Genomic DNA, 13,391 nt, shown 5'->3' on the forward strand with positions numbered 1-13,391 from the left:
CTCACATAACTACATACCAGGAACCGCTAGTTAACCCAGTCCTCAGGTACCAAGGTCGATATCCTCTCAAACTCCAGCGCATTATTCGTCACCAGCACGGCACCGGCGACAATTGCGTGCCCGGCGATAGCTATGTCGATCGGGGTGCCAGCGAGGCGCAGCACCAGTTTAATCTCCGTGGTCGCATCTACCGCTGCGCAGTCCCAGGTCAGAACGGCACACAGAACGCGTCAACCAACTGCTCGCGGGGTGGGGAGGCCTTCGGACCTGTGGCGCCAAAGCGCATCTCGGAGTAAGTGATAACCGAGACCACGATACGCTGGTCACGCAGCACCGCCGGCTCCAGGCGCTTCAGCACCACTTCCGACTGCTCGCGCATGATGAACGAGCAGATGTTGGTGTCGAGCATGTAGATCTTGTTCACAGGTCAAATCGACCTTCATCGCTGACAACGTCCCCACGTTCCACCATAAAGTCCGGTTCGGCTTTTTCAAGCTGCGCGAACGAGCACCAGGTCGGCCGGACGGGACGCAGGATGATACAGTCCCCCTCCCGAACAATCTTCAGCTCGCTGACGCCCTCAAAATCCAGATCGCGAGGCAGACGGATGGTTTTGAGAAAAACATCGGGTAATGTACGCCAACTGGAATTTATCTCGCTACGTTACCGACAGTTCTGGCTCTGGTATGGATAATGAGTCAACTGAGATTTCGGAGAAAAAAAGATGCGTTATACCCGAACCAGCACTGCAACTGATGTCACTGATACACTCAGACAATACCAGGCTGACTTGCTGACAGGTCCTTGCTGGATGTCGGTATGGCCACTGATAGAGCGGCTACTGAGTCGTGAGAATGAAATGCAGTCGGTCTGGCAGAATATTGCCCGTCAGGCGCTAACCTGGCAGCAATGCTATTGTCTTCTGGAGCAAATCATACTGGCGGGCCGTTTCAGTAGACCTGATATCGTTTCCCGATTGAAAGAGGATTATCGCCAGCTTGAAGAACTGAACCGGACTATCAGTAAGGAGGCCGGTGAACTGGCACAGAAGATATTGGTCCGAGATGCGATCCTGAACCGGAACGCATTCACACTTGAGAGAACCACGCACATCGTGGAACTGATGGAGATGGCTGAAGATAATGATGGGCTTTACCGTTATTATCTTCATGAAACACTCGATGGCCTGACCTGTCGTTATGACGGAAAATACTGGCCGGGACTCCCTGGCGTCCTGCAGGTTATAGCAAGGGAGCACCCGGAAATTGGATGTCTATCAGAAAGCGATCGGGCCATCATTAACGGGCGCGGCAAAATGCTCCCCGATTATCTCCGCGAATTATTCAGTAGCATCGAGAACGTCAGGCAGGGTCCATGGGGTCTGCCGAAAGAATTTACGTTGACGGACAGTAGCCTGGCTACGCTGGCCACTGTAACACTGGATCATACTGAAGTGTTCTCCGCTGATACGGTAAAAGTACGCCGGAGTGAATTCAGCAAAAGAGGAGAGCGGGGAGCATGGCCATTTAAGCCACTGAAGGCAGTCGATATGTAGACCCCCGATGTGGACGAAGGTCTTATTTGCCTTCTGACTTTTCCGCCAGACCGACTGAAGTTCATGCCAACAGCAATCATAACGGTTACTGAATTACCAGGTGAATGCTTCTATAGTGGGATTACCTTAGGCACCACATGGAAAAGAAACAATGACGGTAGGATCACGCTGGTTTAAATTTGATTTTCATAACCATACCCCGGCCTCAGATGACTACAAAGTCCCAGATCTCCAGCCCCGGGAATGGCTGCTGGCTTACATGCGGCAACAGGTCGACTGTGTTGTCATCAGTGACCATAACAGTGGGGCATGGATTGACGTGTTGAAAGCGGAACTGGCGAACATGTCCCGGGACGCCAGTTCCGGTGAACTGGCAGACTTCCGGCCGCTGACTTTGTTTCCCGGTGTGGAGCTCACGGCCACCGGCAACGTTCATATCCTCGCCGTGTTGCACACCCAGAGCACCAGTGCCGAGGTGGAACGGCTACTGGCACAGTGCAACAACAACTGTCCTATTTCGCGTGAAACCCCCAACCATCATCTTGTGCTTCAGCTGGGACCCGCGGGCATTATCAGTAATATCCGTCGTAACCCGGAAGCTATTTGTATCCTCGCACACATTGATGCGGCGAAAGGCGTTCTGACAAGCCTTACTAATCAGGGGGAACTGACGGCCGCTTTTCAGTCAAATCCTCATGCAGTGGAGATCAGACACCGGGAGGAGGAGATTACGAACGGGACTCACCGGCGTTTAATTGCGGATTTGCCATGGCTTCGGGGATCAGATGCGCACCACCCTGAACAAGCGGGAGTGCGCACCTGCTGGCTGAAGATGTCCGAGCCTGATTTTGACGGTCTCAGGCACGCATTACTCGATCCGGAAAACTGCGTGCTGTTTGATGATAATCCACCGGAGGCACCAGCTTCACATTTGCGCAGCCTGACATTCAGGACCCGTCTTTGCCAGCCGGCAGATCAGTATGGAGCCTCCGTTGAGTTTAGCCCGTTTTACAATGCGGTGATTGGCTCCCGGGGCAGTGGTAAATCCACGCTTATCGAAAGTATTCGTCTGGCCATGCGAAAAACCGAAGGGCTGACTGTGTCTCAACGCAACAAGTTGAACCAGTTTAGTCAGATGGGGATGGGCATGGATGCGGATTCTTTCATCGAATGTGTGTTCCGCAAAGAAGGCACAGATTTTAGGCTCAGCTGGCGACCCGATGGTCGTAATGAATTGCATATTTTCAGCGAAGGTCAGTGGGTGCAGGACAATCACTGGTCACCAGATCGTTTTCCCCTCTCAATATACAGCCAGAAAATGCTCTACGAACTGGCGTCAGACACAGGGGCATTCCTGCGCGTCTGTGACGAGAGTCAGGTAGTCAACAAACGCGCCTGGAAAGAGCGCTGGGATCAACTGGAAAGGGAATACCTGAATGAGCAAATAACGCTGCGTGGTCACCTGGCCAGCCAGACGATCGCAGATAAACTGCAGGGGGAGTTGTCTGATGCTGAACGGGCCGTCAGTCAGTTGCGGTCGAGCGCTTACTATCCGGTTTGCACCCGCCTGGCCACGGCTCGGGCTGAACTGTCTGCAGCAACGCTTCCTCTGGAGCATCATGAACAGCATGTCGCTGGTCTGAGGGCGCAGGAGAAAGAGCCAGTACAAGTCCCGGAGCTCCAGGTGGAGCCGTCTGCGACACTGACAGCATTTATGACGCGTCTTTCTGACGTACAGCAAAAGTATGACCAGCGTCTTGACACACTGTTGTCGGACTATGCCGCGGAACTCAGTACCATTAGGCAGGACCCCCCTCTTCTCGCACTGGAAGAGGCGGTGCGTAACCAGGAGGAAACTGTACAACGTGAGGCCATGGTGCTACGAGAACAGGGACTCAATCCGAATGTCCTCGATGAGCTGATGACGCGCTGTGAGTCGCTGAAGTCGGAACTGAGAAATTACGCCGATCTTGACGGGACGATCGCGGCCTCAGCAGCGAGATCCACAGGATTACTGGCTGAAATGCGTAACCACCGGATGGTATTGACGGAAAAGCGGAAGGCGTTTCTGTCCTCTCTGTCTCTCAGCGCGCTGGATATTAAAATTCTGCCGCTCTGTGCCCCACACGAAGACACCGTATCTGGTTATCAGGCGGTAACCGGGATCGGCAACTTTGCCGATCGTATCTATGATGATGGTGACGGGAGCGGGCTGCTTCATAGCTTCATCAGCTTGCGCCCGTACAGTCCGCTACCGTCGGCAACGGAAAACAAATATCTTGCGCTGGATACGCTTAAAGCTCTGCATCTTGCCATCCATCGCGAGGAGCCGGGAGCAGGGTCAGAGCTCCACGGAGCTTTCAGAAATCGCCTTAAAGGTCTGAATGATGCGCAACTGGATGCCCTGCAATGCTGGTATCCGGATGATGGGATCCACATTCGGTACCAGACGCCCGGAGGAGGGATGGAAGATATTTCCTCTGCCTCACCGGGACAAAAAGGGGCGAGCATGTTGCAGTTCCTGCTGTCATATGGCACCGATCCCCTCCTGCTGGATCAACCAGAAGACGACCTGGACTGCCTGATGCTGAGCATGAGCGTGATCCCTGCCATCATGGCAAACAAGAAACGCCGACAGCTGATTATCGTGTCGCATTCTGCCCCAATAGTGGTCAATGGTGATGCGGAATACGTTATCAGTATGCAACACGACCGCTCTGGCCTGCACCCGGGGCTTTGTGGAGCGCTTCAGGAGACGCCGGTGAAGGAACTGATTTGCCGACAAATGGAGGGAGGGGAAAAAGCATTTCGTTCCCGCTATGAGCGGATACTCAGCTGATAAACGGCACCATCCCTGGGACAGAGAGACATGTCAGAAGAGTGGCACCTGCGTGCCGCTGAGTATCTGAAAACCCGAACATAGACCCCGATCAGGCTGCCCCAAGAGTTTGATCGGGGCCTATGAGGCCGATGAGTTACCCTTTCTTCTGACAGTCTTCTCCTGAGTGTCAGTGGTGGGCATTGAGCCATGCTATCAAACGAGCATCGCTACGGGAAAGCGTCCCGTTTTTCAACTGATTATCAATGGCTGTGTATACTTTCTTTTCCGTGATCCCGTGAAGGGGGTTCAGTTCCCTGAAAACTGACTCACTGGTAAACTGGCACCGGGTAAATGCCTCCTCAGCGGTGCTGACGGTTGGGTGGATCACCACAATATTAAACAACGCGCTGATTGTTGCCCGCAGATAGTGTTCAAGGTTCACCGTCAGCAGGTCAATGTGCGGGCTGGTACCTGCATTGTGCACGATGGTATTTCTCAGCAGATACAGGCGGTGAAGATGTCGGGTGACTTTCTCGGCATGTTGCCCCAGTTTATCCGCCATTTTCTCGGGTGACGCACAGATCCCGGCAAGCTTACGCACCCGATACATGACATAGGGAAAGTGCTGTAAATCTGTCTGAAGTTCACGGACCCGGTCCGCATCTTTAAGAAGGGCATAGAGTTGCCCCAGCGGAAGTGAAGCGATCTCCGGTGTGCGCAAGGGGTGCCCTGGCTCTCGCAGAATGAAGCGCAGAACTTTTCTTAGATAAAACAGTTGCTTAACAACATAGTCCAGCACCATACAGGGAGCCACAACACCGATGACATGCTGTTCATGTGATGGTGTGCCAGGGGCAACTCCTAGCGTTAATGATTCAAGCGCCGACCAGTAAGCGGTGAAACGACTCTCCTGAACTTGGCTTTCAATGCCGTTACGGAAAAACCGAAATGCGGAGCTGATTTTTTTACGGGACACATCCGGTGTATCCGTGAACAGTCGGTTCATCGCCACCATAAAGCGCGCAAACTCCTCGTCCGTTAACCGGTCCGCGTTTGCCTCGATTTCATTATCGAAGCGCGGCACTTCTGTTTCGTCTTCATCCCTGATTATCATGAACTGTTTCTGGACGGTGATATCTCCCTTACCTACCATGTAGGCAATGACATCCAGGGATTCACGAAGCATCTGACCGGCCATGTTACGGGCAGATGTGTCAGACATTGAGCAAACCGGTATATCGACTGAGAGGGAGAAGCGTTGTCGGGCTTCATCAAGTGGCATGAACACACATCCGTTGAACTGCAGTGTGGGTCCTTGCGTGTTAAGTAGGGTGTGCAGTTTCTCACTGGTAATAAACATCCGAACAGTCACGTCCCGAGTAGGCGTTACCAGTTTCTGCCGGAACGAGTGAAAGGCGGCCCGGAAAGCGTTCGGTTCAGTACTCACATTCCTGAAAATATTGATGTACAGCAGGTAACATTCCGTCAGTGTCATACCCCGGGTGAGGAGTACACTCATCACTCCGTTTGTCAGTGAGTAAATATCCCGTGCATGGTGTTCATCCAGAGGGGGCCATGCAAACAGTTCCTGTTCAAGCATCTCAAGAGCCTCAGTGATATAACTGGCCTCGGTGATATCCGCCAGTTGTACACATAGGCTACAGATAAGACGAGGACGCTTTTCCACCGGGCTGCGAGTGGGGTCAACCAGCAAATCTCTGTCCAGAAGAGTCACCAGTTGAGCGGGGATGTCCTCAAATGCTTCTCTCCTGAGAACTTGATCGGTCTCGAGTAACTCGAGCAGTTCAGTGGCCACCCGGAGTCTTTTTTTATCGGCACTGAAACGATCTTCCATTTCGTAAAGAAATAGCAGTTCGCGGATGGTGCTGAGTGGATTGCTGTATCCGACCCGGTCAGTATCCGGGCTGTTTTTATGGCAGAAGTTGGACCAGCATTCAATAAAATAAAGCTGACGCTCGGTGAGTACATCCCTGCTCAGACGTCGGTCGATACGCATAGGTCTGGAAATCTCTTGTACAGTGAGTTATTATTTATTCATACCATATTTAAACCATCTGCCGCCATGCGGGGGATGTCACCGAAAAAAACGGCTCTCCCTTCCGTCAGTGGCTCAGTCCCGGGAAGGCTCAGGGCCTCATATCCAGAAAGCCACCCTTGCGGGTGGCTTTTTTTTCAGAAGTCCGGATGGTCCAGTGCAGGCAACTACCTGGCGACCCGGATGATGTCCGCCTCCCGCCAGAACAGTGCTTCATTCATGTACCAGAACAGGTGGCGACGGAAGACATTTTGCTGAGGACGTTCCCGACCAGCCTGCTGCACACGCAGTGAAAGCCAGGGCACACCCATCCATCATGATGGGTTGGAGATTGAACATTCAGTCATCTCAGGCAGAGTAAACCCGGTCTCTGACAGAACGCCTGTGGGACGTTTATTGATGAAATTCATTCTCTTCCCCATTTATATTCCCTGCTGACCCTACAGAAAACTGAAAGGAAGTCATGAGACAATCATGAAGGTTTAAGGCTGGCTGTCCGTCAGCATGACTGAATAGTGAATACCTTGTGGCAGATTGATTGAGAATGGTTTATTCAGTGTAAGCGGGATGGTCTTTGGTGCAATCGGTATTGTCCTGATACTGTCTCCTACCAGGCGAGCATTCACGTATCGCTCGTGATCATAGTAATTTATCTCACCACTGATCTCGGCCGTTCTGCTTTTTTCACCCGGAGACAAATCAATATACATCGTCGCTGCGGCAAATTTTCTGTCCAGCTCAGAGGTGAATGCTTTTCCAGGCATCGGTCGAAGTGCATACAGTATAGCGTTATGTGTATTGTCTTGTTTCATAAGGCTGTCCGCAGTTACGGTAATTATGGTTGCCCCTGATACTGGCGACTGCATTTCCGTTCTGAGGTACTGCGCACTGTTTTCTGATGGCACGGCACTGCATCCCATCAGCGAGAGGCATAAAACAGCGAGTCCTGTCATTCTGTTCAATTTAAATGTCCTTTATCCATTATCAATAATTGGTGGTCGCTCTGTCAGTATCGGCATGATTCATAAAATGTTGATACTGTTATGCCTGGACCCGAAAGATACGAAAGGCGAAAACTATCTTGCTCATAAGATAAATAGTGCTAGTTACCACTGCTTTGGCTGGAATGACCCCACGACAGAAGACAATTTATGTCCTCACGAAGAGGCCTGTTCGAAGATCTTCGAACTGAGGGCGCGGAGAAGGCTGCGACGATTCAACATTATCTGTAGCAATTCAGTTTCAGAGCAGATGTGCAAAACATTTTTCAATAGACAGCAAAACCGGAAATGTAACTTTCCATAAAATCAGAACACTGATTAACCCAATCTCCGGAGATTCACATGCCTTTCTCTGATTTTCTGAAAATCATTCAGAAGTTTCAGTGTGCAACTGTGCTGGAAAAAGTACTGATGCTGCTGTTTGTAATTCTGATCATTGTGCAACAGGTGATCGATACGTTCTGCAGTCGATAAGACCCGGCCGGTAAGAAAGCGGGGTTGGATTAGACGGGTTTCTTACACGCCGGTCACAGCCAAGTGTCCTGCCGGAACGACAGGACACAGCCTGAACACAACGGGATTTCTGGCAGAATAACCGTAACACCCACCTCTTTCTGCGGAGCGCCATCTATAGACATTCTTACGGAAAAAAACGACACCTGATGGACAGGTACCGAAGGGTTAAACCAGCCAGGCTGATTAGAGTTATGGGAGTATTAGCTTCGTTTCGTTTGTTTCAAGCAGCTGTACTTGTTCGTCAATCCACTGCCCTGCAACAGCAGCTTCACTGAAATCTACTACCGGGTTATCTATCAGTTTCTGAAGGAGCTGTTCAATACGATCTATCCGGTAATGGAGATCACGCATTTCGGCTAAAAAATCAAATTGCTCCTGGTGAAAGTGAGTGTACTCGAATTTCAACCGGTACCGGCCGTTATGATAATTAACCTGTTCCTCTGTGTGTTGCCTTGCCTTACGAACTTCGTCAGCCAGGAATGTGTCAACATCACGTGTTTCTAACTCTCCGCTAAGGCGCTGCAGGGCAGGAAAGTGGTCAGGATAACAAAGGGCGAAAGTAATCATCATTCCCTCTAAAAAATGATCCCCTAACGTTTTATTAATCCAGTCCTTCAGCCACTTGCAATGCCTTTGCAGCGTAGGATCTGCACCTACAGAGACTGGCTCATAGGCCGCTCGAGCGATAATATGGAACAGAAGCGCTACGCAGTACATTTTGCCTTTCGTGCTAACCTGAACGCGATCATCGTATTTGAGATTATATGGGTTGATGTTGGGCATAACATCATGACTGTAAACCAAAAACTCAAGCGACTCATCCATGACCTTCTCAAAACGCTGGCTGCGATTGTTTCTGTCACTGATAGAGCCGGCCTGATACCACCGGTCCGAAAGCTGTCGGTATCGACGGTAATAGTCATCCTCTTTTTGCTGAATAAACTGATTCCGGATCTGGGCGTCAATCCGACGTGCCAGACCGGAGAAATCGGGTAGGACAAATTTCTCTGGTTCATTTTTCGGAGATATAAGTGCTATGAATTCAGAAACCTGCATGTCTTTACTCTGAGGTCCATAACGTTTTCCTGACATGCGAGTGCCGATGAAAAAGCTTTCAATCGTCATAACTTACCTTTCAGTGTCTATTCAGAAATTTTAAGTGTGCACTAACTATTCCATAAAACTGCATATCAAGACAAAATATCAATCAGTATAAAAATACTTTTGTATTACATTTGTATTGCCAATGTGTGCGTAATGGATTACAACTACTCCTGACTGATAAACATAATCTGGAGCCGTTATGATGAACAAGCTACAGGAACGATATGCTCGCATAATTGCGATAATGAACAATAAAGGTGGTCCTGGTAAGACCAGTTCGGCTACCAATCTGGCTGTTCACTATGCCAGATCAGGGAAGCGGACGCTGTTGATTGACTCGGACCAGCAGGCCAATACGACAGAAGTCACCGCAAATGGTAAAAAGTACTATTCCATGTATGGTCCAACTATTTGCGATCTCTACAGCAATTCTCGATTTGATATCCGCGATGTCATCATCCCCGCGATGGCCGGTGATGCTCCTATCCCTAACCTGGATCTGATTCCGTCTGACCCGACGTTCGAAAAAATTATTGAACAGACCCTTACCCGCAGTCACCGCGAAAAAATCCTGGGCCGTCATCTCGAGAAAGTTCGCACTGAATATGATTACATCATTATTGACTGTGCACCTGGGCTCAATATCGCAACCGGCAATGCAATTTTTATCGCCGATCATGTTCTGGTACCTGTCGATGGCGGGAGTTTTTCTCTGAGTGGTCTTGAAATCATGCTGGACTATATGGATGAGATCTCTGAGGAAGATTATGCACGCTTCAGTGTATTCCGGAACAATTACAATGGTGCAAATAAGAAAATAAACACTTATATCGAAACCGCCCTGGGCTCGCACGAGAGAATTTCTCCGAGACTATTGAAAAGCCGGATTCGTACTGATCAGGCCATAGTACAGTCTCAGGTGGCTTGTCTTCCTCTGTACTACTACCAGAAAAGTGCAATGGCTTTAGTGGATTACGGCAAACTTGCCCGTGAGCTAGAAGAAATTATCAGCAGTGAGGCAGCATAATGTCTAAAGAACTTGTTCGACCTATAATGGAAAAACCTGAACGGGCCAGAAAAGAAAGTAGCCTGACTAACATTGCGGCTAAAAAGAAAAATACGACAGGCGAAACACCAAAAACTATACGCATGACACCTGCGGAAAAGATGCTGGCGCAGGAACTGGTTGAGCAGATCCAGGCACTTACGCACAAGAACATTACGGTTTCCACATTACTTCGTGCAGGGCTGTACCTTGCTCAGTCAGCAGGACCAGAAAAAGTTCTGAAGGCGATTAAAGAGAACATTTAGCAATACAAATGAAATACATTTGTATTTCATCTTCAGACATCTTTCCTGCTCAGTCTGGCCTGCGGGATCAGCAGGCCATCTTGTCCAGTTGCTTAATTATCTCAAGTTCTTCTTTAAGCAAAACAGGGTACTGATGGGTACAGGATTTTAACATTAAGAACTGGCGATTCTGTCTTCATTTTTCGTGTATTTTTGAAGGGAGCCCTTTAAAAGCGTCTTCCCAGTAGAGTTCCCTTTCCTCATCATTAACAACTTTACTCATCCATGATTCCGAACGGTTCCAGCGAGCAGCAACTTCCTTCATGGTCCAGTTTTTTTCTTTTAATAATTTTTTAATCGTCTGAGTTGATAATCGGGCATTACTCCAGTTTTCAAGAGACTTTCTGGAAACATGAAAATCAAATTCAGGATATGTCTCTTCAAGTTTTTCTTTAGAAATAAAAGACCAGTTAGGTTCCTGGTACTGGTTGAAGTGAACCAGACTATATCGGTCATCCTGGGTTATGCTGATTTGAGATTCGTAATGTTCTACCCATACAGAATTCTCACGAACATACTCAAACAGAATTGATATCACTTCTTTACTTTTACGTTCCTGTGATTTAAATAAATCAAAAATCCCTTGCTGATTCTGTATTTTAATTGCACCGTCATTAATGAGTGCATTCACAGCTGATGCCCGTACACTCTCAACAGCATTGGTAATTGAAGTGTTATAATAATTTAACAACTGAGCACAGAAAAAAATTATCTTCCCGTTAACGATCTGAACTTTTAAATAGCAAAATCCCTCATCATCCCAGAAGGCTCTGAACTGCAGAGGAAGATATGTTTTTTTAAACCCTTCAATCAATCTGACACTGAGCTTCATCTTAGACTCCAACTGATTTTATAATGATAAATTGAACTATAGTTCAATATTTGTCAAATCAACGTGCAAACTGATGTCGAAAGAAGGCTGATACCTGTGGGAGATATTTTGATGCGGTAACAACCAGGACGGTCAGGATTTCTCACTCAATAGAATGAGTAACAACGCCAGCCAGAACCGGTAAAGACTGTAAGTGCATATCATCGGCACCGAATACAAATGAATTACAAAAGTAGTTCATTTGTATTCGGCGTAATTTCACTTAAAAGCTAATTAAATGTTCAATTCTTCAGCCGGTATTACACGGAAACCTACCAAAATTAGTTGGTTATATCATTTAGTTCATCCTTTACCGATCGTTCTAATACATCCAGCGCCAGGTGATGTATTATCAACTCAGTTGTCAGCTTAACGGGCAACTACCTCACGTTACGTCTGGATAACAGGCGCAACACACACGTAAATCTGAGAGGAATTCCACATGGAAACTCAAAGAATTCGATATATAAACTTTACAGAAGGAATCATCCATGAACCAATTTACAGAGGACCTACATAATGTAGTAGCTCAAATCTTAGCCGGCGCAGAAATCTCTGATAGTGAAATTTTCAAAGAATTAACTATTGAACCTGATTTTTACAAGGTGCAGGACCAGTATTACGGTGGAAATGGTATCTATTTCAACTCTGAATCAGAAACCCGCTTTTCACTGCGTAGCAAATCCAAAGGTGTATTGTATCTGGCCACCACGGCATTTACAGGGCTGAAAGAGTTTTATCAGGATGCTCCGCTTGTTGAAACTGAGGATCTTGAGAAAAACTGTATGGCGGTAATTCAGGCAGCACGCACAATCAAGATTATTGATTTAGCTGCCCTGGCGCCCCATCTGAAAACTCCGTTAGGTTATTTGATGGGCTCTAAAGCTGTCTATGAGGATACTCAGTGGCTGGCAGAAGTGCTTTCTCATTATGCTGATGGTATTGAATATTTGTCTCAACACACCGGCAAAACCTGTATCGCGTTGTGGTCTGACACCGTTGATGGAAACGGAATGCTGAAGAACATCTCAGTCACTCCGTTAATCCAGTTCAGTCTCAACGGACAAAGTACGCAGGCGATCTTAAAATCAAAGCTGGGTATTCTTACTCTCTGAGATTAAAAATGGGCCAAAAGGCCCATTTTTTTACATGGTATGGTTGGTACCAAAGTTTTCTGCCAGGATTCTGAAGTGGGTCATCTCTTCAGGCGTAGCGCCACGGCGCAGCGCGTCAACAATAGAGACATGTGTTTCAGTTCCCGGAATATCAACTTTACGGGTAAAGAAGTGACATTTCCGCACAGCACTGACCTTGTGTTTAATCAGGGATAATAATTCCGGGATGCCGGCCAGCATACCGCCTTCTGAATTATTCTCACGTGTGCAAAACTGAAATACCGGGTAAAGGTTTTCAGAACCCCATTTAATCTGAATAACTTCACCACGGTTTCCTCTTTTATGCAGGGTTGGCGGCGTGGTTGCCAGTATTTTTATAACGGCCGTTGATTTATGCACTCCGCCTGAATTCTCCAGCGACTTAAGAAATACTTCTCTCGCTTCAGCAAGATCTTCCTGGGCCTGTTTTTCAGGTGTCATGGTATTAATTAATGTCTGCAGCTGAGCCTGATTCTTTAATTCAGCCCAGAATGTTTCATCCTGCAGCGTGAGCAGTTCCAGTAACTTCTCGTGGGGCAGTTCATGCAGTGCTTCAACGAACTTGCTTCCCACATTCTGAATGCGGGTCTGCAGCAGCTGGATTTCAGTTTGCTCACGGTTTTTGAGGTGAGCACGGGCTTTATTAGGTGCATAACTGATGTTTGTCATAGTCGCCTCGTCTCGGGTGTTTAAGATTTCCATGACTTAAGAATACACAAAATCTTAAAGAAGTGCAATTTTTGTACTTCCTGCATTCCCTGCAAAATCTGCATTCCGATTTCCGCTATTTGAGGAAAGGTCGCCCAACTGAGGGCAGTTTGTCACAGAACACAACATACAGCCCTTCCCTCCCCTTCAGACCCCATCATCCAGGCAAAAAGGATCCTTTTTCGATCCTTTTGCGATCCCATACTCTCCTCACGCTAAAATATTTGTTTCTGATTTATGGTATATATCCAGAAA

General features: G+C 48.1%; 12 protein-coding genes and 1 pseudogene. 5 read left to right on the forward strand and 8 right to left on the reverse strand.

The window, feature by feature from the left end; translation table 11 throughout:
• Positions 1-26 precede the first annotated feature (26 nt).
• Together Q1L34_RS27905 and vapB are read right to left on the reverse strand one after the other, a co-directional pair.
• Positions 27-424 (reverse strand): annotated as a pseudogene (locus Q1L34_RS27905) (type II toxin-antitoxin system VapC family toxin).
• Positions 421-654 carry a type II toxin-antitoxin system VapB family antitoxin gene (gene vapB / locus Q1L34_RS27910; RefSeq protein WP_032140383.1) on the reverse strand — a complete coding sequence of 78 codons (234 nt, stop codon included), beginning with the start codon at positions 652-654 and terminating at the stop codon, positions 421-423. Before vapB ends, Q1L34_RS27905 begins: the two are co-directional and overlap by 4 nt.
• 70 nt (positions 655-724) lie before the next feature.
• Between vapB and Q1L34_RS27915 the strand changes: the two genes are divergently transcribed.
• Entirely contained in the window at positions 725-1,555 is an 831-nt protein-coding gene (locus Q1L34_RS27915; protein WP_001270901.1) for a hypothetical protein, read from the forward strand.
• A gap of 151 nt (positions 1,556-1,706) precedes the next feature.
• Positions 1,707-4,394 carry an anti-phage protein Ppl gene (gene ppl, locus Q1L34_RS27920; RefSeq protein WP_000215804.1) on the forward strand — a complete coding sequence of 896 codons (2,688 nt, stop codon included), beginning with the start codon at positions 1,707-1,709 and terminating at the stop codon, positions 4,392-4,394.
• Between the two features lie 169 nt (positions 4,395-4,563).
• On the opposite strand, the gene Q1L34_RS27925 is transcribed toward ppl, so the two are convergent.
• From Q1L34_RS27925 to Q1L34_RS27940, 4 genes are all read right to left on the reverse strand, one after another.
• A complete protein-coding gene (locus Q1L34_RS27925) occupies positions 4,564-6,393 on the reverse strand; it encodes a hypothetical protein (RefSeq protein ID WP_063251046.1) in 1,830 nt (609 codons plus the stop codon).
• A gap of 206 nt (positions 6,394-6,599) precedes the next feature.
• Complete coding sequence (locus tag Q1L34_RS27930; protein WP_007372357.1) at positions 6,600-6,737, reverse strand: hypothetical protein; 138 nt, start codon at positions 6,735-6,737, stop codon at positions 6,600-6,602.
• Between the two features lie 177 nt (positions 6,738-6,914).
• Positions 6,915-7,394: a hypothetical protein gene (locus tag Q1L34_RS27935; RefSeq protein WP_126498302.1), complete on the reverse strand. Its 480-nt coding sequence runs from the start codon at positions 7,392-7,394 to the stop codon at positions 6,915-6,917.
• A 744-nt stretch (positions 7,395-8,138) separates the two neighbouring features.
• On the reverse strand, positions 8,139-9,074 hold the full coding sequence (locus tag Q1L34_RS27940; protein ID WP_000151478.1) for a hypothetical protein: 936 nt from the start codon (positions 9,072-9,074) through the stop codon (positions 8,139-8,141).
• A gap of 178 nt (positions 9,075-9,252) precedes the next feature.
• On the opposite strand from Q1L34_RS27940, the gene Q1L34_RS27945 reads away from it, so the two are divergent.
• A complete protein-coding gene (locus tag Q1L34_RS27945; RefSeq protein WP_000981293.1) occupies positions 9,253-10,080 on the forward strand; it encodes a ParA family protein in 828 nt (275 codons plus the stop codon).
• A complete protein-coding gene (locus tag Q1L34_RS27950) occupies positions 10,080-10,364 on the forward strand; it encodes a hypothetical protein (protein ID WP_000032260.1) in 285 nt (94 codons plus the stop codon). The genes Q1L34_RS27945 and Q1L34_RS27950 overlap by 1 nt, the downstream gene beginning before the upstream one ends.
• A gap of 175 nt (positions 10,365-10,539) precedes the next feature.
• Here the strand turns inward: Q1L34_RS27950 and Q1L34_RS27955 are convergent, their stop codons facing one another.
• Positions 10,540-11,235: a hypothetical protein gene (locus Q1L34_RS27955; protein ID WP_000778342.1), complete on the reverse strand. Its 696-nt coding sequence runs from the start codon at positions 11,233-11,235 to the stop codon at positions 10,540-10,542.
• A 530-nt stretch (positions 11,236-11,765) separates the two neighbouring features.
• Here Q1L34_RS27955 and Q1L34_RS27960 point away from each other — a divergent pair.
• A complete protein-coding gene (locus tag Q1L34_RS27960) occupies positions 11,766-12,389 on the forward strand; it encodes an RES family NAD+ phosphorylase (protein WP_001071437.1) in 624 nt (207 codons plus the stop codon).
• 30 nt (positions 12,390-12,419) lie between these two features.
• On the opposite strand, the gene Q1L34_RS27965 is transcribed toward Q1L34_RS27960, so the two are convergent.
• Positions 12,420-13,097: a hypothetical protein gene (locus tag Q1L34_RS27965; protein WP_000182008.1), complete on the reverse strand. Its 678-nt coding sequence runs from the start codon at positions 13,095-13,097 to the stop codon at positions 12,420-12,422.
• Positions 13,098-13,391: the final 294 nt, after the last annotated feature.

The sequence above is a fragment of the Klebsiella ornithinolytica genome, from assembly GCF_030505655.1.
GTDB classification, from domain to species: Bacteria; Pseudomonadota; Gammaproteobacteria; order Enterobacterales; family Enterobacteriaceae; genus Klebsiella; species Klebsiella ornithinolytica.

Bases quoted from the DNA above. Each gene is read 5' to 3' on its own strand.
- Q1L34_RS27915 (WP_001270901.1), top strand. From the start codon at position 725: ATGCGTTATACCCGAACCAGCACTGCAACTGATGTCACTGATACACTC.
- ppl (WP_000215804.1), top strand. From the start codon at position 1,707: ATGACGGTAGGATCACGCTGGTTTAAATTTGATTTTCATAACCATACC.
- Q1L34_RS27925 (WP_063251046.1), bottom strand. From the start codon at position 6,393: ATGCGTATCGACCGACGTCTGAGCAGGGATGTACTCACCGAGCGTCAG.
- Q1L34_RS27940 (WP_000151478.1), bottom strand. From the start codon at position 9,074: ATGACGATTGAAAGCTTTTTCATCGGCACTCGCATGTCAGGAAAACGT.
- Q1L34_RS27945 (WP_000981293.1), top strand. From the start codon at position 9,253: ATGATGAACAAGCTACAGGAACGATATGCTCGCATAATTGCGATAATG.
- Q1L34_RS27950 (WP_000032260.1), top strand. From the start codon at position 10,080: ATGTCTAAAGAACTTGTTCGACCTATAATGGAAAAACCTGAACGGGCC.
- Q1L34_RS27955 (WP_000778342.1), bottom strand. From the start codon at position 11,235: ATGAAGCTCAGTGTCAGATTGATTGAAGGGTTTAAAAAAACATATCTT.
- Q1L34_RS27960 (WP_001071437.1), top strand. From the start codon at position 11,766: ATGAACCAATTTACAGAGGACCTACATAATGTAGTAGCTCAAATCTTA.
- Q1L34_RS27965 (WP_000182008.1), bottom strand. From the start codon at position 13,097: ATGACAAACATCAGTTATGCACCTAATAAAGCCCGTGCTCACCTCAAA.